The following is a 19,327-nucleotide window of genomic DNA, read 5'->3' as shown; positions in this document are numbered from 1 at the left end:
CCGCAGCATCAAAACCTGCTACTACCGCTCAAACAACTCCATCTGTTCAAACCCGCCCCGTAAATCCTCAAGCCTGACCCCAACTCCCAACAACCGCACCGGCTTCCCGCCGCGATTGAACGCCTGGGTCAGCAGCAGCTGATAACTCCCCAAATCCCGTCCTGCCCCGGCCTGCTCCAGCGTGGTCTGGGTAAAGTCATGGAATTTCACTTTGACGAACGGCTTGCCCGGCCGATAGCTACTATCGATTCGTGCCATGCGGCCCGTCAGGGTTTCCAACAGCTCGGGTAGTTTATCCAGGCAGCTCACCAGGTCCGGCAGGTCCACGTCGTAGGTGTTTTCAACACTGATCGACTGCCGACGACTGTCGTTGTGGACCAAACGCTCATCGATCCCACGGGCCAGGCTCCAGAGTCGCTCACCGAAACTACCGAATTCGCGCACCAGCGCTAATTTGTCCCACTCGCGCAAATGCGAGCAATCGACAATGCCGAGCCTGCCCAGCTTATCGGCAGTGACTTTGCCCACACCGTGCAACTTGCTCACCGGCAAGCCACTGACAAAGTCTTCCACTTGATCCGGGGTAATGACAAATAAGCCATTGGGCTTTTTCCAGTCACTGGCGATCTTGGCCAGAAACTTGTTGGGCGCCACACCGGCGGACACGGTGATGTGCAATTGATTGGACACTCGCCGACGAATGTCCTGGGCGATACGCGTAGCACTGCCACCGAAATGCGCGCTGTCAGACACGTCGAGGTAGGCCTCATCGAGGGACAGCGGTTCGATCATGTCGGTGTAATCGCGAAAAATCGTGTGAATTTCCTTCGAGGCTTCTCTATATGCCTCCATGCGCGGCTTGACGATGGTCAGGTCCGGGCACAGCTTCAACGCATGCCCGGAAGACATGGCCGAACGTACGCCATAGGCCCGCGCTTCATAATTACAGGTTGCGATCACTCCCCGTCGATCCGCCGAACCACCCACTGCCAACGGTTTACCGGCCAGGCGCGGGTCGTCACGCATCTCGATGGCGGCGTAGAAGCAGTCACAATCGACGTGGATGATTTTTCGCTGGGTCATATAAAAGCGCAGTTCATGACGAAGAAAAGGAGCGTTGGCGAGTCGGATAAGCAGTATCTCACCGACACCTGTATATAGCACCAGTACTAAGAATGTTCTTTTTCACCCGTAGGAAAGTACGCCGTGCATTTATTTTCTCAATCGAACGCAACCTGCCAATAGAGCTACAAGCCTTGCCACACCTGCCTTACAGCCATTCACTCCACTCTTTTTTCAAGCTAAGCGGTTGAACAGGAACAGGTTTTTCCAATATTTGAGGTTGACACCCCTGCGTTCCTCTGTAGAATGCCGACACACAGACGCGGGATGGAGCAGTCTGGTAGCTCGTCGGGCTCATAACCCGAAGGTCGTCGGTTCAAATCCGGCTCCCGCAACCAAACATCAAAAAAGGCTACTCGAAAGAGTGGCCTTTTTTGTGCGTGCCTGTTTTGTAGGCACGCAGGAAAAAATGAAATACGAACGCTTGAGCGGCCTGGAATGAGAATTCGTCCTGATTCCGAAACTTAGGCCTCCCCTGCGACCGCTCGCCACTCATTTACGCTTATTTGACTCATCTGGGGATTAACGGTTGACACTCCGCCGTTCGCCTGTAGAATGCCGCCACACAGACGCGGGATGGAGCAGTCTGGTAGCTCGTCGGGCTCATAACCCGAAGGTCGTCGGTTCAAATCCGGCTCCCGCAACCAAACATCAGAAAAGGCTACTCGAAAGAGTGGCCTTTTTTGTATCCGCTGAAAAAATCCTTTCGCAACAATGATCTGTCACAGTGTCGATAAGCGTCAGGGATCTTCACACTGCTGAGTCCAGACTATGCTGGAACTCAGTCTGTCCTCTTTTCGACTCATGACGCGCCATCGCCGGAACCCGGTGAGAGGCGTTAATATTCATGATTATTTTTTTCTACAGGGATTGGTAACTTGGCTCGATACCTCCATCCTGTCGCGCACAATCCAAGAGGTGATTGATGCGCGCCAACTCGTCTGATCCACAAGACACCGTCACAGTGACACAGCCGATCAAGGCCGAGCGCTTGCGCCTGCTCGATCTGATCAGCAAATACCGTCAGCCCATCGGCCTGGCGGTCACACTGCTGCTGTTCGCTATCGCGTTGATTGCCTGTCGTCATTTGCTGAGCGAACTCGATCTGTACGCTTTGCACGACTCGATTCTGGAAGTCCCGAAACCGGCATTGCTGGGTGCACTGGGTGCGACCATCGTCGGCTTCATCATTTTGTTGGGTTACGAATGGTCGGCCAGCCGCTATGCGGGCGTAACGCTGGCGCCTCGAATTTTGGCGCTCGGCGGGTTCACGGCCTTTGCCATCGGTAACGCCATTGGCCTTTCGATGCTCTCCGGGGGCTCGGTTCGTTACCGTTTATATGCGCGGCATGGTCTGGGGGCTTCAGAAGTCGCTCACATGACGTTGTTCGCCAGCCTGTCGCTCGGTTGCGCCTTGCCACCACTGGCCGCCCTAGCAACGCTCAGCGACCTGCCTGCCGCCTCCGCGGCACTGGGCCTGCCCGAAATTTTACTAGGCGCGATTGCCGCGGCGGTTCTGCTGCTGTTCAGTGTTCTGGCCATCGGCATCTACCGGCGCCGTCTACCGGAACAGCCTTCCCCTGACAACCTGCTGGTCAAAGTCGGCCGTCGTACCCTGCGCCTGCCCGGCCGCCGCCTGACCTTCCTGCAACTGATCATCACCGCCCTGGACGTGGCCGCCGCCGCGACGGTGCTGTATCTGCTGCTGCCAGAGGCACCGCCCTTCGGCGCCTTCTTGCTGGTGTACTTGCTGGCATTGGCCGCGGGTGTACTCAGCCACGTGCCGGGCGGGGTTGGCGTATTCGAAGCGATCCTGCTGGCCGCCTTCGCCGATACGCTCGGCGCGGCACCACTGGCCGCTGCCCTGTTGTTGTATCGACTCATTTATGTGGTATTGCCATTACTGGTGGCCTGCCTGTTCCTGCTGATCAACGAAGGCCAGCGCCTGTTTCAGTCGCGTCAGTCCCTGCGCGCAGCTTCGGGCCTCGCGGCACCGGTTCTGGCGGTGCTGGTGTTCCTGTCCGGCGTTGTGCTGCTGTTTTCCGGCGTGACCCCGGAAATCGACACCCGCTTGGAAAACATCGGCTTTCTGATCCCCCATCGCCTGGTCGATGCCTCGCACTTCGGCGCCAGCCTGATCGGCGTGTTGTGCCTGTTGCTGGCTCAAGGCCTGCGTCGTCGCCTGTCTGCCGCCTGGATGCTGACCACCATTTTGCTGCTGATCGGTGCCCTACTTTCCCTGCTCAAGGGGTTTGACTGGGAAGAAGCCTGCCTGCTGACCCTCACCGCCAGTCTGCTGGGGGTTTTCCGCCGCTCGTTCTATCGCCCAAGCCGCCTCACCGAATTACCGTTCTCGCCGCTGTATCTAGTGTCCAGCCTGTGCGTGCTGGGCGCCTCGATCTGGTTGTTGCTGTTTGCGTATCAGGACGTTCCGTACAGCCATCAACTCTGGTGGCAGTTCACCCTCGATGCCGATGCGCCGCGTGGCTTGCGCTCGCTGCTGGGCGCCGCCGTGCTGCTGGTCGTGGTGTCCCTGACCTGGCTGCTGCGCACCGCCCGCCCGGTCATTCACTTGCCGACGCCGGATGAACTGGACCGCGCCGTAAAGATCCTCATGGCGTCCGCCCAGCCGGATGGCGGCCTGGCCCTGACCGGTGACAAGGCGCTGCTGTTCCACCCTAACGACGAGGCATTCCTGATGTACGCCCGCCGTGGGCGCAGCCTGGTGGCGTTGTACGACCCGATCGGCCCGACCCAACAACGGGCGGAAATGATCTGGCAGTTCCGCGACCTCTGCGACGTCCACCACGCCCGACCTGTGTTCTATCAAGTGCGCGCCGAGAACCTGCCGTACTACATGGACATCGGCCTGACCGCAATAAAACTGGGCGAAGAAGCCCGGGTGGATCTGCATCGCTTTGATCTCGAAGCCAAGGGCAAAGAGATGAAAGACCTGCGTTACACTTGGAACCGTGGCACCCGTGACGGCCTGTCGCTGGAAATCCACGAACCAGGTCACGCACCGATGGACGAGCTCAGGGTCATTTCCGATGCCTGGCTGACCGGCAAGAATGTCCGCGAGAAAGGCTTTTCGCTCGGCCGCTTCAGCGATGACTACCTCAAACACTTCCGCATTGCGGTGATCCGTTTCGAAGGGCGCCCGGTGGCATTCGCCAATTTGCTCGAGACCTACGGCCATGACCTGGCCAGCCTCGACCTGATGCGTGCGCACCCGGACGCGCCGAAGTTGACCATGGAGTTCATGATGGTCGGCCTGATTCAACATTATAAAAATCATGGATACGCGCGTTTCAGCCTGGGCATGGTGCCGTTGTCGGGGTTGCAACCCCGTCGTGGCGCACCCCTGACCCAGCGTCTGGGCTCGATGGTTTTCCGCCGTGGTGAGCAGCTCTACAACTTCCAAGGCTTGCGCCGCTTCAAAGACAAATTCCAGCCTGACTGGGAACCCCGTTATATGGCCGTGCCCGCCGGACTGGATCCGCTGGTTGCCCTGGCCGATACTGCTGCCCTGATTGCGGGCGGCTTGACTGGATTGGTGAAACGCTGATGATTCAACGCTCCTTGCGGTACGTACTGGCCACACTGGTAGTGCTGGCCCTGATTCTCGGTGGCGGTTACTGGTACTTGAAACGCCCGGCACCGGCACCGACGCTCGAACTGCTGACGCCCGCCAATGGCGCCGCGATGACTCGTGTGATTCCCGGCACCACGCCGAAGGCTCAAGTGCTGGTGGCGGTCAACGAAGACCAGAAGCTCAGCGACCAGCAACTGATGACCCTGAGCCGCTCCGCCTCGGCGCAGATTGTTCAGGTGATTCTGCCTAAAGACTGCTTGCTGCAAAGCCGCGCCTTGCAATCGGGCTTGAGAGAACTCAACGGCCCGGCGACCCTGGTCAGCGGTATCGGCCCAGGCGCGGTTCTGGCCTGGCGCTGGTTGTCCGAACAAAAGAATGACAAGGCTCAGGCAATCTCGGTCGACCTGGCCCTGGAAAAAGGCGGTTGCACACACCTGTTTCCGAAAAGCGCCGCTCACGGTCACTGGCTGGTGGCGTGGAACGACAACCCGGACGACGCCAGTGCGGGTTTCGTGCGCGACCAACCCAACGCCGAAACCAGCATCAGCGACTACGACATCAACCTGCCGCAAGTGCTGAACAACGAACTGCGCAAAATCCTCGTCGGTGGCGACAAAGCCGCCGGCGGCTTGCAAATTCCAGTGGTCGAAGTGCCGGCTGGCCAGGCCAAGGACACCGTCACCCTGTTCCTCTCCGGCGACGGCGGCTGGCGTGACCTCGACCGCGACGTCGCAGGCGAGATGGCCAAGATCGGCTATCCGGTGGTCGGCATCGACACCCTGCGCTACTACTGGCAGCACAAGAGCCCGGAGCAAAGCGCACTGGACCTCGCCGAACTGATGCAGCACTACCGGCAGAAATGGGGCACCAAACGCTTCATCCTGACGGGTTACTCGTTCGGCGCTGACGTACTGCCAGCGATCTACAACCGCTTGGCCGAATCGGAACAGCAACGCGTCGACGCCATCATTCTGCTTGCGTTCGCCCGCACCGGCAGCTTCGAAATCGAAGTCGAAGGCTGGCTCGGCAACGCCGGCAAAGAAGCCGCCACCGGCCCGGAAATGGCCAAGCTGCCACCGGAAAAAGTGGTGTGCATCTACGGTGAAGAAGAAGTCGACGAAAGCGGCTGCACCGACAAGTCCGCCGTGGGCGAAACGATCAAACTGCCTGGCGGCCACCACTTCGACGAGAACTACCCGGCATTGGCCCAGCGCCTGGTGGACATCATCGTCAAGCGACAGGCCAAGGACGAGGCTGCGACGCAGGAGTGATCTGAGCGTCGCGCACAAAAAAGCCCCCGCAGCTGTTTGGTTGCGGGGGCTTTTTTTCATGTGCAGACGTGAAGTGCTTTCAGGTTAGAGCTGAACATCTATCCACGTTACGTCATCATCAACAGCGATAAAGTCGCTATCCGGTGCTGCCAACAAGCTGCGTTGCTGCGACTCCGTTAACTCTGCCCAGAAGCCATCGGTTACGAAGACCAGTCGCTCACCGACGGCCAACGGGTGAAAAACAAAGTCAGGGTCCGGAGCACGATTAACCTTCAGGCATCGGGTTATCCGGTTTCGAGCAGGATCTTTCGCCAACTCATGGTGCGAACGGTCGCGCCTCCAATTGGCCTTGCAGTGGGGCGGCGTAATCCATTCGATTGTGCCTGCCGGTGTCACTACACCGCACGAACAGTCACCCTCATACGCAAGCGTGAGCTTCCCGTGAGCTGCGAAGCCGACCAGGTAACACGCAGTCCCTGTCTGGTCCTCAAACAAAGTAGGGTGTAGCTCAGCCAACATTGCACCAAGTAACCGCTCAACGGCTCTGTGTTCAGTGATATCGACACTCTGATCCAGCTGATTCGGGTAGGCCGCCAAAACACCTTTGACGAAGTATTCAGCCAGTTGGCCACTGCCGGGCTTCGAAGTACCGTCCGTAATGACGAACAGCCCTCTGCCACCGTCGCAGAGAGCGCCAGCGGCGTCATGATTGGCTTGCGTGGTCCGTCCTGTCACCGATCTGGTGATGTATCTCATGCATTGCTCAGGTTTTTCATGCGCATGTAGATGATTCGACCTCTATCCGGATTGGCCTGCACCGAGCCCGAACTTTCAATCACGTAGTCGATACCACTGAGCCCCATGAGTTCTCGAATTCCAGACGTGATGAAACCCTTGAGCTCAGGTTCAGCCTGGCGAACCTCTTCCAAAAGCTCTGTACGACCATCAATCAAGATGAGGATGTCTTCGACATCTTTGTGGTAAGGGTCACCCCCACCACGACCGCCAAATGCCTCTAGTTTCGTCGCTAGAAAGTAAGTCGGTTTAAATATCTGGATGACGGTCCCACTGGGTAACGTAAATTTTTCGGCCCTCGCCAGCCCCTCTACGAACCAACGGTTGGCATATCCGAGAACAGCGGGGTCAGAAGGCATCACATCAACAACGACGTCGTTGAAACGGAAACGACAGTTGACTTCATCCTCACCGGTAATCTTGAAGTTCTTGGCCGCCAGCCGCTCAATGAGGTGTTGCCAAGCGCTAATCCCTGCCAGCTCGATCACTAGGTCAACATCATCGGTGAAACGAATATCGTCCAGCACAGCCGTATCAGTGACCAGCATGGCTGTGGTGCAACCGCCGACAAAAGCAACCTCAGTGAGAAACGCCGCCCCCAAGCCGTCTGCAACAAATTCTATGAGCTCGTAGTTGTGATCAGCGTTTGATGACATGTTATTTCAGGCCCATCCCTGCTTTTAAAATGTTAATCGCCACACTGCACTCTCGCGGCCCACCAATACGGATCGCATCAGCCAGCGCAAGATAGTGATAAAGGATCCTGTCCCGCTTCACCGCTTCCGGCACTGTCTTGTATAGCGGCTCTATCGCTTGACCACGTTCAGTTCCAAGTGCATCAGGCCAAACCGGAATCAACCCGCCAGCGCTCTTGATGCTTTTGGACAGCGCGGGGGCAGCGAAGCCTGTTGGAATACCGCGAACCATCGCGCCCGGTTTCACGGGAAAAAAGTATTTCAGAGCGTGCTCGGTGATTTTCAGCAGCTCTCGCCGACTAACTTTCGGGAGCCCGGTGTCGTAGTCATTGGTGAGCAGTCCGGACTCTCGGCATCTGGCTATAGCGTTTGAAATCTCGCTTTTGCTTAGCCCAAGAGACGCAGACAACGCACGCAACGAGTAGCTTTCACTCCAGCTCGCCAGCGAAGCAGAAGGTACGGGGTCCGACCACCCTTCCCAGTCATCCTCATCAACCAAGGATGAGTCGAACGCCTGGCGGTGGAATACAGTTTCTTCACCATCAGCGGGGTAGGTGACTAACGACTGCCCCACTCGCCCCCCTGCCGTCATTCGATTTATCTGCTGGGGCTTCAACAATTCCTCAACCGTGTTCGAGTTCGACTCTGACTCCATCTTCCCAATGAGGTTTTCCTCCTGGGCGTGCAGGCTGGCCATCTTGAATAAAAGCAAAATATCTTGACTCTTCATGAAGCCTGGAACTCCAAGTGTCCACATTCCATAAAACGTGGACACTTGTCTCATTGGAAATATTGAACCGTCAAGACCTTTCGATATTTGCAACAACGCGAAATCTCCCGCGACTTGTCAAATCCCTCACCGCGTTTAGTTTCGTTTACTTTGAGGTGTCGCAATATCGGATGACGCCCGCGGACCTTGTAGGCAAACTCCGAATCTCGTGGTTGGGCACTTTGCCGCCTTGTTGCGCGTTTCTTCGACGGGATACTCTCCGGACGTCGCTGCCAATGCAGTGATCGGGTGTGGTAACCCGGCGAAACAAACGCAATAGTGCACTGATCACGGACACGGGCAGTTATGCCCGCGATTCTGATATGGCGGCTGTGCGTGGGACGCTTTCGGGCGTGCCGGTTTCCTAGTTTCCCGGTTTACCACCCTGCGTACAGCTGCCTCCCTTTCGTGTGGTAACGGAAATGGCAGTTCCTCAAACTAAGGAGCTATACCGTGCACAAAACAAACCCGCCCGCGATTTCAGAATTAAAAACCATCGGCTTCACCCCCCTCATCTACTGCTCGGATCAAGCGCTATTCAACGTCCGCGCCGGCGTCCCCATCGTCGAAGCATTGTCCCAAGCCTCCGACCTCCTCTTCCTTGGCAAATCATTCGCCGAGGATGCCGCCTACGCAAAAGACACAGATCGCCACGCCTGGGCCGCGCATTACCTGACGGCGATGGGTAAGGCAGTAATTGATGATGTGTTGAAGGTTCTGACACCGCGACCAGCCCGGACAAAGACCGAATCCGAAGAAGAGCTGCCTGAAAGCAAGTAAGCCCACAGAAACGAAAAAGCCGCGTAATCACGCGGCTTTTTCATTTCAGCAGACACCGCAACTCCCCTGTGGGAGCGAGCCTGCTCGCGAAAGCAGGCTGACATTCACCATTGATGTATCTGACAGACCGCATTCGCGAGCAGGCTCGCTCCCACAGGGTTCTTCATGCACCAACGGAATTTGCTGAGGTGCAAAAAAACACGGACGCCAATCCCTTCTGAACCGCTCCGTCAGTCTTTTTGCGTGTACCGAGCCCGCAAATCATCGTGACTAACCGCCTCGGCTTGATCAAAACCAGTCAGTCGCTCCCGGGTTACAGTTTCAATCCGAAGCCCCTCAAGCTCATCGAGCATTTTCTGCTGCACATCGACGTTGATCTCTGCCTCCATACTCACCTCTCCCTCACTATCGTGCGCATGCACGCCTATGTGATCGCAAAATATTGCGTCGACGGAACATAGATCAAAGCCAACAGTCGAGAAACATAAGAAAAATCCAGACACAAAAAAGCCCCCGCTACCTTCACGGCAACAGGGGCTTTTTGTTGGGGCTTACATTTCTACCTGAGTACCGAGCTCAATCACCCGATTCAGCGGCAGATTAAAGAACCGCAAATTCCCATTGGCGTTCTTCAACATGAACGCAAACAACCCCTCTCGCCAACGGGCCATGCCTTCGAGCTTGGAGGCGATAACCGTCTCGCGGCTGAGGAAGTAGGTGGTGCGCATCGGGCTGAAGTCCAGGTCATCGAGGTGACACAGTTTCAGCGCTTGCGGCACGTCCGGTTCGTCGACGAAGCCAAAATGCAAGATCACCCGGAAGAACCCTTCGCCGTAGGAATCGACTTCGAAGCGCCGCGTCGGCGGTACCCGCGGGATGTCTTCGTAGACCACCGTCAGCAGCACCACTTGCTCGTGCAGCACCTGGTTATGCAGCAGGTTGTGCAACAGCGCGTGAGGCACGGCATCCGGACGAGCGGTCAGGAATACGGCGGTGCCCTGCACGCGATGCGGTGGTTGTACGGCGATACTGCTAATGAAGATCGGCAGTGGCAGCCCACCCTCGTCCATACGCTCCACCAGCAATTGCTTGCCGCGCTTCCAGGTGGTCATCAGCACGAACAGCGCAATACCGGCGATCACCGGGAAAGCACCGCCCTGGGCAATTTTCGGCACGTTGGCGGCGAAGTACAGACCGTCGACCAGCAGGAAACCGATCGATAACGGCACCGCAAGGATCGGTGGCCATTTCCACAGCAGCAACATCACCACCGACACCAGGATGGTGGTCATCAGCATTGTGCCCGTCACCGCCACGCCGTAGGCCGAGGCCAGGGCACCGGAGGATTCAAAACCCAACACCAACAGAATCACACCGACCATCAGCGCCCAGTTCACCGCGCCGATATAGATCTGGCCTTGTTCGGCGCTGGAGGTGTGCCGGATGTGCATGCGTGGGATGTAGCCGAGCTGGATCGCCTGACGGGTCAGGGAGAACGCACCGGAAATCACCGCCTGCGAGGCAATTACCGTGGCCAGGGTCGACAAGCCGACCAATGGAATCAGCGCCCAGCTTGGCGCCAACAGATAGAACGGGTTGCGAGCCGCTTCCGGGTCACCGAGCAACAGCGCGCCCTGACCAAAGTAGTTCAGCACCAGCGCTGGCAGCACAAGGATGAACCAGGCACGCGCAATCGGCTTACGACCAAAGTGACCCATGTCGGCGTACAGCGCTTCGGCGCCGGTCAACGCCAGCACCACCGCGCCGAGAATCGCCACGCCCATGCCCGGATGAACCACGAAGAAGCGCACGCCCCAGACCGGATTCATCGCTTGCAACACTTCCGGGTGCTGCATGATGCCGTAGACGCCCAGCGCGCCCAGCACCACAAACCAAGTGACCATGATCGGCCCGAACAGAATGCCGATGCGCGCCGTACCGTGGCTCTGGATCAGGAACAGCGCCACCAGCACGATCAACGACAACGGGACGACCCAATGATCGATGCCCTCGAACGCCAACCCCAGACCTTCAATGGCCGAGAGGACGGAAATCGCCGGGGTGATCATGCTGTCACCGTAGAACAGCGCCGCACCGATTAGCCCGCAGACCACCAGCAAGGTGCGCAACTTCGGATGCCCCGCCGCCGCCCGCCTGGCCAGCGCGGTCAGCGCCATGATTCCGCCTTCGCCCTGGTTGTCGGCGCGCAGCACGAACATCATGTATTTGATCGAGACGACCCAAATCAGCGACCAGAAGATCAGCGCCAGTATCCCAAGCACGCCGTCATGGTTGACCGGCACGCCATAGCCACCGGAAAACACTTCTTTGAGGGTGTACAGCGGGCTCGTGCCGATATCGCCATAAACCACCCCGACCGCCGCGACCAGCATGCCGATCGGCTTCGTCGCCGAATGCCCGGCGCTCGCTGCCTGACTACTTGCCTGACCCATCCACCACTCCTACTACCCAGACCGGACTTCTTTAGAAGAAGCACTATGCTTTGCCACGCAGCATGCGCTGTTTTACTTATGGTTACAGACGTTTCGTTGACTGTAAAAATTCGATAAAGCCTAACGGCGCGAAGCATAGCGCAGCACTCGTCGTATTTCCCTGCATAAAGCTGGTCAAGTGAACGACTCATCGCTAGAATTGCGCACTTTTTGATCAGAGGCGCGACAAAGCGCCCGTTTGTCGCCTTGCCGACTTCGGCTGGAGGCGTCACAAATACCGAGGTTAGACATGTCCACCACTCCTGCGCCGGCCAATCCAAAGGTTGGCTTCGTATCCCTGGGTTGCCCTAAAGCACTGGTCGACTCCGAGCGCATCCTTACCCAGCTGCGCATGGAAGGCTATGACGTTGTGTCCACCTATCAGGACGCTGATGTCGTGGTGGTCAACACCTGCGGCTTCATCGACTCGGCCAAGGCTGAATCTCTGGAAGTGATCGGCGAAGCCATCAAGGAAAACGGCAAGGTCATCGTGACCGGCTGCATGGGCGTCGAAGAAGGCGCCATTCGTAACGTCCACCCAAGCGTGCTGGCCGTGACCGGTCCGCAGCAGTACGAGCAAGTAGTCAACGCCGTGCACGACGCCGTGCCGCCGCGTCAGGATCACAACCCGCTGATCGACCTGGTGCCGCCGCAAGGCATCAAGCTGACCCCGCGTCACTACGCTTATCTGAAGATTTCCGAAGGCTGCAACCACAGCTGCAGCTTCTGCATCATCCCGTCGATGCGCGGCAAACTGGTCAGCCGTCCGGTCGGTGACGTGCTCGATGAGGCCCAGCGCCTGGTCAAGGCCGGCGTCAAAGAGTTGCTGGTGATCTCCCAAGACACCAGCGCTTACGGCGTTGATGTGAAATACCGCACCGGTTTCTGGAACGGCGCGCCGGTAAAAACCCGCATGACCGAACTCTGCGAAGCCTTGAGCACCCTCGGCGTCTGGGTTCGTCTGCATTACGTTTACCCGTACCCGCACGTCGACGAACTGATTCCGTTGATGGCCGCCGGCAAAATCCTGCCGTACCTGGACATCCCGTTCCAGCATGCCAGCCCAAAAGTCCTCAAAGCCATGAAACGCCCGGCTTTCGAAGACAAGACCCTGGCGCGCATCAAGAACTGGCGCGAGATCTGCCCGGACCTGATCATCCGTTCGACCTTCATCGTCGGCTTCCCAGGCGAAACCGAAGAAGACTTCCAGTACCTGCTGGACTGGCTGACCGAAGCCCAACTCGACCGCGTCGGCTGCTTCCAGTACTCGCCAGTCGAAGGCGCCCCCGCCAACCTGCTGGACGCGGCCATCGTGCCGGACGACGTCAAGCAAGACCGTTGGGACCGTTTCATGGCGCACCAGCAAGCGATCAGCTCGGCGCGCCTGCAAATGCGCATCGGCCGTGAAATCGAAGTGCTGGTGGACGAAGTCGACGAGCAAGGCGCCGTTGGCCGCTGCTTCTTCGATGCCCCGGAAATCGACGGTAATGTGTTCATCGACAATGGCAGCAACTTGAAGCCGGGCGACAAAGTCTGGTGCAAAGTGACCGACGCCGACGAGTACGACCTGTGGGCTGAACAGATCTAAACGCAAAAAATACGCAAAGCCCCGCTCTCTTGACGAGATGCGGGGCTTTTTTACGTCTATCGTTTGGGGGAGAAAGGACTCGCATAATTAACGCACATAGGGCATCCGGCCATGCGCCATCATTCGGTCATCCACACACCGAAACAAAGTGACTACGAAGAACTCGCCCGAGTCTGGGAAGCCTCGGTGCGCGCCACCCATGACTTTCTGCCGAACAGTTACATCCAGCTGCTCAAGGAACTGGTACTGACTCGTTACCTCGATGCTGTGATGCTGATTTGCACCAAAGACCCGCGCCAGCGCATCACCGGATTCGCCGGGGTCGCTGCCGGCAAGATCGAAATGCTCTTCATCGATCCGGCTCACCGCGGCCAGGGCCTGGGCAAACAATTGCTACGCTATGCCCTGGAACACCTGAATGCCGATCAACTGGACGTCAACGAACAGAACTCACAAGCGCTGGGGTTCTATTTCAAACAAGGCTTTGAAGTGATCGGACGCTCCGAATTTGACGGCATGGGCCAGCCTTATCCGCTGCTGCACATGCGCTTGCGCCAAAATCAACAGGTCTCACAGCACGGCTGACATAGCGCGAAACACGTGTGGGAGCGAGCCTGCTCGCGAATGCGGTCTGTCATTCAACAGATAAATTGACTGATCTACCGCTTTCGCGAGCAGGCTCGCTCCCACAAAAAGACATACCTTGCAAATGGAGCCGGGATTAACCGGCGCCAGGCAGGTACAATGCCCACCCCTTTTTTGTTACGGCCCTGTCATGACTGACCCGATTCGTCTCTCCAAACGCCTCATCGAACTCGTCGGCTGTTCCCGTCGGGAGGCTGAGCTGTTCATCGAGGGCGGCTGGGTGACCGTGGACGGTGAAGTCATCGACGAGCCGCAGTTCAAGGTCGACACGCAAAAAGTCGAGCTCGATCCAGAAGCCAAGGCCACTGCGCCAGAGCCGGTGACTATCCTGTTGAACGTGCCCGTGGGCATGGACGCGGACACCGCCATGGCCACTCTGAGCGCCGAGACCCTGAGCGACGAACACCGCTTCAGCAAACGTCCGCTCAAGGGCCATTTCCTGCGCCTGACCGCCAGCACCGACCTGCAGGCCAACGCCAGTGGGTTGCTGGTGTTCACCCAGGACTGGAAGATCCTGCGCAAGCTCACTGCCGATGCCAGCAAGATCGAGCAAGAATATGTGGTCGAGGTTGAAGGTGACATGGTGGCTCACGGCCTCAACCGCCTGAACCACGGCCTGACCTACAAGGGCAAGGAACTGCCGCCAGTCAAAGCCAGCTGGCAGAACGAAAACCGCCTGCGTTTTGCGATGAAGAACCCGCAACCGGGCGTGATCGCCCTGTTTTGCCAGGCCGTAGGCCTGAAGGTCGTCGCTATCCGCCGCATCCGCATCGGCGGCGTGTCCATCGGCAAAGTGCCGCTGGGACAATGGCGCTACCTGTCCGGCAAAGAGAAGTTCTAAGACTTCTCCCGCCGCCACACATTCCGGCGCCGCTGTCTGATGCGGCGCCCACTGCTGAATATCAGGATTGCACACCATGATTCACAACGACGTATTGCGCAGCGTTCGCTACATGCTGGACATCAGCGACAAGAAAGTCATCGAGATCATCAAGCTCGGCGGCATGGACGTGACCCTCGCCGACCTGCTGACGTACCTCGACAAGAAAGAGGAAGACGAGGAAGGCTTCGTCCGCTGCCCGGACGACGTCATGGCGCACTTCCTTGATGGCCTGGTGATCTTCAAACGTGGCAAGGACGAAAGCCGTCCGCCGCAGCCGATCGAAATCCCGGTGACCAACAACATCATCCTGAAAAAACTGCGCGTGGCCTTCGAACTGAAAGAAGATGACATGCACGCGATCCTCAAGGCCGCCGAATTCCCGGTATCCAAGCCTGAATTGAGCGCTCTGTTCCGCAAGTTCGGCCACACCAACTACCGCACCTGTGGCGACCAGTTGCTGCGCAACTTCCTCAAAGGCCTGACCCTGCGCGTTCGTCCGCAGTAAGCGCCCCCCGTAGGAGCTGGCTGCCAGCGAAGGAATCAAAAGCAGCGCGTTTATTCGGTCAACACGCGTTGTCGTTTACGACCATCGCTGGCTAGCCAGCTCCTACAGGAGCGTGTCTCGCCCGCGATGACGGAATGACAGGCACCAACGATCCTGTGGCTGCCCGGGTTATCATGCCCGCCCTCTCCCCGCTTCGACCCAGACCATGACTTACAGCGTTTCCCCCATCGGCTTCGTGCGCTCCTGTTTCAAGGAGAAGTTCGCCATCCCGCGCCAGCCGCAACTGGCCCCGGCCGCTCGCGGTGTTCTGGAGTTGGTCGCACCGTTTGATCAGGGGGATGCAGTACAAGGCCTTGAGCAGGTCAGTCACGTCTGGTTGCTGTTCCTGTTCCATCAGGCACTGGAAGAAAAACCGCGGCTCAAAGTCCGCCCGCCTCGCTTGGGCGGCAATAAATCCATGGGTGTATTCGCCACCCGCGCCACCCATCGCCCCAATGGCATCGGCCAATCCGTGGTCAAGCTGGACAAGGTCGAAGCCAATCGCCTGTGGATATCCGGCATCGACCTGTTGGACGGCACGCCGATTCTCGACATCAAACCCTACGTGCCTTATGCCGACATCATCGACAACGCCTCCAACAGCATCGCCAGCGCCGCGCCGCAGCTGATTCCCGTGCAGTGGGCGGATGCAGCGCTCCAACAGGCTCATGGCCATGCTCAGCGCCTTGAAGAGCCGCTGGTTGAGCTGATCGAGCAATGCTTGGCACAAGATCCGCGTCCGGCGTACCAGACGCCGACGCCCGAACGGGAATACGGCGCACAGTTCTGGGACCTGGATGTGCGTTGGCATTATCCGGAGGCTGGGGTGATTCGTGTCCTCGAAGTGATTTTCGCGAACATTTAAACGCCAGAATTAAAAAAGCTCACGCTGCCTTTTCAGACAACGCGGGCTTTTCTTTGCGCTACACGTCGATTGTAGGAGCTGGCTTGCAAGCGATAGCGGTTTGTCTGCCGGCATTATCGCCAACAGACAGACTGTCTTCGCTGGCAAGCCAGCTCCTACACAAGCCAGCCCCTACAAGTGATCTACGGTCACTTCTCGACGAACGCTCGCTCGATCAGGTAATCACCCGGCTCGCGCATCCGTGGCGAAACTTTCAGGCCGAAGCTGTTCAACACTTCGCTGGTCTCATCGAGCATGCTCGGGCTACCGCACAACATGGCGCGGTCGTCCTGCGGGTTGATCGGAGGCAGGCCGATGTCGCTGAACAGCTTGCCGCTGCGCATCAGGTCGGTCAGGCGGCCTTCGTTCTCGAACGGCTCGCGGGTCACGGTCGGGTAGTAGATCAACTTGTCACGCAGGGCATCACCAAAGAACTCGTTCTGCGGCAGGTGCTCGGTGATGAATTCGCGGTAGGCGACTTCGTTGACGTAACGCACGCCGTGGCACAGGATCACTTTTTCGAAACGCTCGTAGGTTTCCGGGTCCTGGATGACGCTCATGAACGGCGCCAGACCGGTACCGGTGCTGAGCAGGTACAAATGTTTGCCTGGCTTCAAGTCATCCAGCACCAGCGTGCCGGTAGGCTTCTTGCTGATGATGATCTCGTCGCCTTCCTTCAGATGCTGCAACTGGGAAGTCAGCGGACCATCAGGCACTTTGATGCTGAAGAACTCGAGATGTTCTTCCCAGTTCGGGCTGGCGATCGAGTAAGCGCGCATAAGCGGGCGGCCGTTGGGCTGTTGCAGGCCGATCATCACGAACTGACCGTTCTCGAAGCGCAGGCCCGGATCGCGGGTGCACTTGAAGCTGAACAGAGTGTCGTTCCAGTGATGAACACTGAGGACACGCTCGTGGTTCATGTTGCTCATGTACGTGGGACTCCTGGAGATTTTGCCTGCGCCATTGATGTGCGCAATTGCATCGCATTCTAAAGGCAGAGACAATATCTGTTAAATGGATTATTAAGATAAGGGTTATCGGTTATATAGATATGCGATTTACTCTCCGTCAACTTCAAGTATTCGTCGCCGTCGCCCAGCAGGAAAGCGTATCCCGTGCTGCGGGCTTGCTGAACCTGTCGCAATCGGCGGCGAGCACCTCGATCACCGAACTGGAGCGCCAGTCCAGCTGCCAGCTGTTCGACCGCGCCGGCAAACGGCTGAGCCTTAATGCCTTGGGCAAACAGCTGCTGCCACAAGCGGTGGCACTGCTCGATCAGTCCAAGGAAATCGAAGACCTGCTCAACGGCAAGACCGGTTTCGGCTCATTAGCGGTCGGCGCGACCCTGACCATAGGCAATTACCTGGCCACCTTGCTGATCGGCAGCTTCATGCAGCGCCATCCGGAAAGCCAGGTGAAGCTGCACGTGCAAAACACGGCCAATATCGTGCAGCAAGTGGCCCACTATGAAATTGATCTGGGTCTAATCGAAGGCGACTGCAGCCATCCGGACATCGAAGTGCAGAGTTGGGTCGAGGATGAACTGGTGGTGTTTTGCGCCCCTCAGCATCCACTGGCCAAACGCGGTATCGCGACCATGGAGGAGCTGAGTCACGAGGCGTGGATATTGCGAGAGCAAGGCTCTGGCACGCGGCTGACCTTCGACCAGGCCATGCGCCACCATCACAGCGCGCTGAACATCCGTCTTGAGCTTGAACACACTGAAGCGATCAAGCGCGCCGTCGAGTCGGGATTGGGGATTGGTTGTATTTCGCGGCTGGCGCTACGCGATGCCATTCGCCGTGGCAGCCTGGTGCCGGTGGAGACACCGGATCTGGACCTGGCGCGGCAATTCTATTTCATCTGGCACAAACAGAAATATCAGACCTCGGCGATGCGCGAATTCCTCGACCTGTGCCGCGCTTTCACCGCAGGGGTTCAGCGCAGCGACGAGATCGTTCTGCCAAACATCGCTTAAAGCAGGATGACGGCCCAGACCAGCGCGATCATGGTCAACGCCACGAACTGAGCAGCGCTGCCCATGTCCTTGGCGTTTTTCGACAGCGGATGCAATTCGAGAGAAATACGATCGATGGCCGCCTCCACCGCCGAGTTCAGCAACTCGACGATCAGTGCCAACAGGCAGACAGCGATCAGCAGCGCCTGCTCGACGCGGCTGACGTTCAAGAAGAACGAAAGCGGAATCAGGATGACGTTGAGCAACACCAGTTGCCGAAAAGCCGCTTCACCGGTGAAAGCTGCGCGCAGGCCATCCAGCGAATAACCGGAGGCATTGAGGATGCGTTTTAGGCCGGTTTGGCCTTTGAAAGGTGACATAGAGTAGGCAACTGACCAGATAGGAGTGGGAACGCTAGATGAAGCAAAGTCAAAAAAGCGTGAACATGTAGCCGCTTAGTGGCTCGGAATTGACTCAAGTTGTTGCAAGAGCAACGCTGCCTGCGTTCGGGTCCGCACATTCAGTTTGCGGAAAATCGCTGTAACGTGGGCCTTGATCGTCGCTTCGGAGACGCTCAGCTCGTAAGCAATCTGTTTGTTCAGCAAGCCTTCACAGACCATGGTCAACACCCGGAACTGCTGAGGTGTCAGGCTCGCGAGGCCCTCACTGGCCGCCTTGGCCTCATCGGAAACACTGACCGCTTCAAACGCCTGAGGTGGCCAGAATACATCGCCGTCGAGCACGGCGCGTACAGCTTTCTGGATGACACTCAGGTCGCTGGATTTTGGAATGAACCCACTGGCGCCGAACTCACGGGACTTGACCATAATCGACGCTTCTTCCTGCGCCGACACCATCACCACTGGAATTTGCGGGTACTGACCGCGCAACAGCACGAGCCCGGAAAAACCGTAGGCGCCGGGCATGTTCAGGTCCAGCAGCACCAGATCCCAATCAGATTTTTCACCCAGGCGGGCTTCCAGCTCGGCAATGCTCGCCACTTCCACCAGACGAACGTCCGGCCCCAGACCCAGGGTGACGGCCTGGTGCAGCGCGCTACGAAACAGCGGGTGATCATCGGCAATCAGGATTTCGTATGTGGCCATCTTTCAAATGATCCTGTTTTTCAAACGACTCAAGGCACAGCCACGGAGCAGCACCAACGGGGGCACATTCAACGCCAATTGCGTATCAAAACGGCGTATCAAACCTGGCCGCGCCCCAATCGGCGCCAAGCATGCCCAGCGAAGCCGGGGTGGTCAAGGTGCATGGGCAGTACAGTTCTTT

General features: G+C 57.9%; 18 protein-coding genes and 2 tRNA genes. 11 read left to right on the top strand and 9 right to left on the bottom strand.

Annotated elements, in window-relative coordinates; all coding sequences use genetic code 11:
* Positions 1–21: 21 nt before the first annotated feature.
* The gene (gene dinB, locus AC3ISI_RS05565; RefSeq protein ID WP_489335824.1) at positions 22–1,083 is read right to left on the bottom strand and encodes a DNA polymerase IV; all 1,062 of its coding nucleotides are present in this window, start codon (positions 1,081–1,083) and stop codon (positions 22–24) included.
* Between the two features lie 300 nt (positions 1,084–1,383).
* On the opposite strand from dinB, the gene AC3ISI_RS05560 reads away from it, so the two are divergent.
* The 4 genes from AC3ISI_RS05560 to AC3ISI_RS05545 all read left to right on the top strand — a co-directional run bounded on the left by AC3ISI_RS05560 (position 1,384) and on the right by AC3ISI_RS05545 (position 5,988).
* Positions 1,384–1,460 (top strand) — tRNA-Met (locus tag AC3ISI_RS05560).
* A gap of 232 nt (positions 1,461–1,692) precedes the next feature.
* Positions 1,693–1,769 (top strand) — tRNA-Met (locus AC3ISI_RS05555).
* A gap of 278 nt (positions 1,770–2,047) precedes the next feature.
* Positions 2,048–4,690 carry a bifunctional lysylphosphatidylglycerol flippase/synthetase MprF gene (mprF, locus tag AC3ISI_RS05550; protein WP_489335822.1) on the top strand — a complete coding sequence of 881 codons (2,643 nt, stop codon included), beginning with the start codon at positions 2,048–2,050 and terminating at the stop codon, positions 4,688–4,690.
* Positions 4,690–5,988 (top strand): virulence factor family protein, encoded by a 1,299-nt coding sequence (locus AC3ISI_RS05545; RefSeq protein WP_489335820.1) that lies wholly within the window; start codon positions 4,690–4,692, stop codon positions 5,986–5,988. Before mprF ends, AC3ISI_RS05545 begins: the two co-directional genes overlap by 1 nt.
* A gap of 84 nt (positions 5,989–6,072) precedes the next feature.
* On the opposite strand, the gene AC3ISI_RS05540 is transcribed toward AC3ISI_RS05545, so the two are convergent.
* From AC3ISI_RS05540 to AC3ISI_RS05530, 3 genes are read right to left on the bottom strand one after another with little or no spacing between them, the layout of a single operon-like run.
* Complete coding sequence (locus tag AC3ISI_RS05540) at positions 6,073–6,744, bottom strand: PP2C family protein-serine/threonine phosphatase (protein ID WP_489335819.1); 672 nt, start codon at positions 6,742–6,744, stop codon at positions 6,073–6,075.
* Positions 6,741–7,439: a hypothetical protein gene (locus AC3ISI_RS05535; RefSeq protein WP_489335818.1), complete on the bottom strand. Its 699-nt coding sequence runs from the start codon at positions 7,437–7,439 to the stop codon at positions 6,741–6,743. The genes AC3ISI_RS05540 and AC3ISI_RS05535 overlap by 4 nt, the downstream gene beginning before the upstream one ends.
* A 1-nt stretch (position 7,440) precedes the next feature.
* A complete protein-coding gene (locus tag AC3ISI_RS05530; protein ID WP_489335817.1) occupies positions 7,441–8,208 on the bottom strand; it encodes a MarR family transcriptional regulator in 768 nt (255 codons plus the stop codon).
* Between the two features lie 492 nt (positions 8,209–8,700).
* On the opposite strand from AC3ISI_RS05530, the gene AC3ISI_RS05525 reads away from it, so the two are divergent.
* Positions 8,701–9,027, top strand: a complete 327-nt coding sequence (locus AC3ISI_RS05525) for a DUF3077 domain-containing protein (RefSeq protein WP_489335815.1) — start codon at positions 8,701–8,703, stop codon at positions 9,025–9,027.
* Positions 9,028–9,257: 230 nt separating this feature from the next.
* On the opposite strand, the gene AC3ISI_RS05520 is transcribed toward AC3ISI_RS05525, so the two are convergent.
* Together AC3ISI_RS05520 and AC3ISI_RS05515 are read right to left on the bottom strand one after the other, a co-directional pair.
* Positions 9,258–9,416, bottom strand: a complete 159-nt coding sequence (locus tag AC3ISI_RS05520) for a hypothetical protein (protein WP_489335814.1) — start codon at positions 9,414–9,416, stop codon at positions 9,258–9,260.
* Between the two features lie 162 nt (positions 9,417–9,578).
* Complete coding sequence (locus AC3ISI_RS05515; RefSeq protein ID WP_489335813.1) at positions 9,579–11,480, bottom strand: potassium transporter Kup; 1,902 nt, start codon at positions 11,478–11,480, stop codon at positions 9,579–9,581.
* Positions 11,481–11,769: 289 nt separating this feature from the next.
* Between AC3ISI_RS05515 and rimO the strand changes: the two genes are divergently transcribed.
* The 5 genes from rimO to tsaA all read left to right on the top strand — a co-directional run bounded on the left by rimO (position 11,770) and on the right by tsaA (position 16,044).
* Positions 11,770–13,107 carry a 30S ribosomal protein S12 methylthiotransferase RimO gene (gene rimO / locus AC3ISI_RS05510; RefSeq protein WP_489335812.1) on the top strand — a complete coding sequence of 446 codons (1,338 nt, stop codon included), beginning with the start codon at positions 11,770–11,772 and terminating at the stop codon, positions 13,105–13,107.
* A gap of 111 nt (positions 13,108–13,218) precedes the next feature.
* Positions 13,219–13,692, top strand: coding sequence for a GNAT family N-acetyltransferase (locus AC3ISI_RS05505; protein ID WP_489335811.1), 474 nt, complete (start codon positions 13,219–13,221; stop codon positions 13,690–13,692).
* 190 nt (positions 13,693–13,882) lie between these two features.
* Entirely contained in the window at positions 13,883–14,593 is a 711-nt protein-coding gene (locus AC3ISI_RS05500; RefSeq protein WP_489335810.1) for an rRNA pseudouridine synthase, read from the top strand.
* Between the two features lie 76 nt (positions 14,594–14,669).
* A complete protein-coding gene (locus tag AC3ISI_RS05495; RefSeq protein ID WP_223512306.1) occupies positions 14,670–15,140 on the top strand; it encodes a YehS family protein in 471 nt (156 codons plus the stop codon).
* Between the two features lie 205 nt (positions 15,141–15,345).
* A complete protein-coding gene (gene tsaA, locus AC3ISI_RS05490; protein ID WP_489335809.1) occupies positions 15,346–16,044 on the top strand; it encodes a tRNA (N6-threonylcarbamoyladenosine(37)-N6)-methyltransferase TrmO in 699 nt (232 codons plus the stop codon).
* A gap of 188 nt (positions 16,045–16,232) precedes the next feature.
* Here the strand turns inward: tsaA and fpr are convergent, their stop codons facing one another.
* Positions 16,233–17,012, bottom strand: a complete 780-nt coding sequence (gene fpr, locus AC3ISI_RS05485) for a ferredoxin-NADP reductase (RefSeq protein WP_008054100.1) — start codon at positions 17,010–17,012, stop codon at positions 16,233–16,235.
* 122 nt (positions 17,013–17,134) lie between these two features.
* On the opposite strand from fpr, the gene AC3ISI_RS05480 reads away from it, so the two are divergent.
* Positions 17,135–18,061 (top strand): LysR family transcriptional regulator, encoded by a 927-nt coding sequence (locus AC3ISI_RS05480; RefSeq protein ID WP_007947183.1) that lies wholly within the window; start codon positions 17,135–17,137, stop codon positions 18,059–18,061.
* Here AC3ISI_RS05480 and AC3ISI_RS05475 read toward each other — a convergent pair.
* Positions 18,058–18,420, bottom strand: coding sequence for a diacylglycerol kinase (locus AC3ISI_RS05475; protein ID WP_034149863.1), 363 nt, complete (start codon positions 18,418–18,420; stop codon positions 18,058–18,060). The two genes, AC3ISI_RS05480 and AC3ISI_RS05475, sit on opposite strands and share 4 nt — an antisense overlap.
* A gap of 75 nt (positions 18,421–18,495) precedes the next feature.
* The gene (gene erdR / locus AC3ISI_RS05470) at positions 18,496–19,146 is read right to left on the bottom strand and encodes a response regulator transcription factor ErdR (protein WP_477790332.1); all 651 of its coding nucleotides are present in this window, start codon (positions 19,144–19,146) and stop codon (positions 18,496–18,498) included.
* Between the last annotated feature and the right edge of the window lie 181 nt (positions 19,147–19,327).

Source organism: Pseudomonas sp. GL_139_B (genome assembly GCF_057834475.1).
This window is presented reverse-complemented; position numbering and strand designations above follow the sequence as displayed.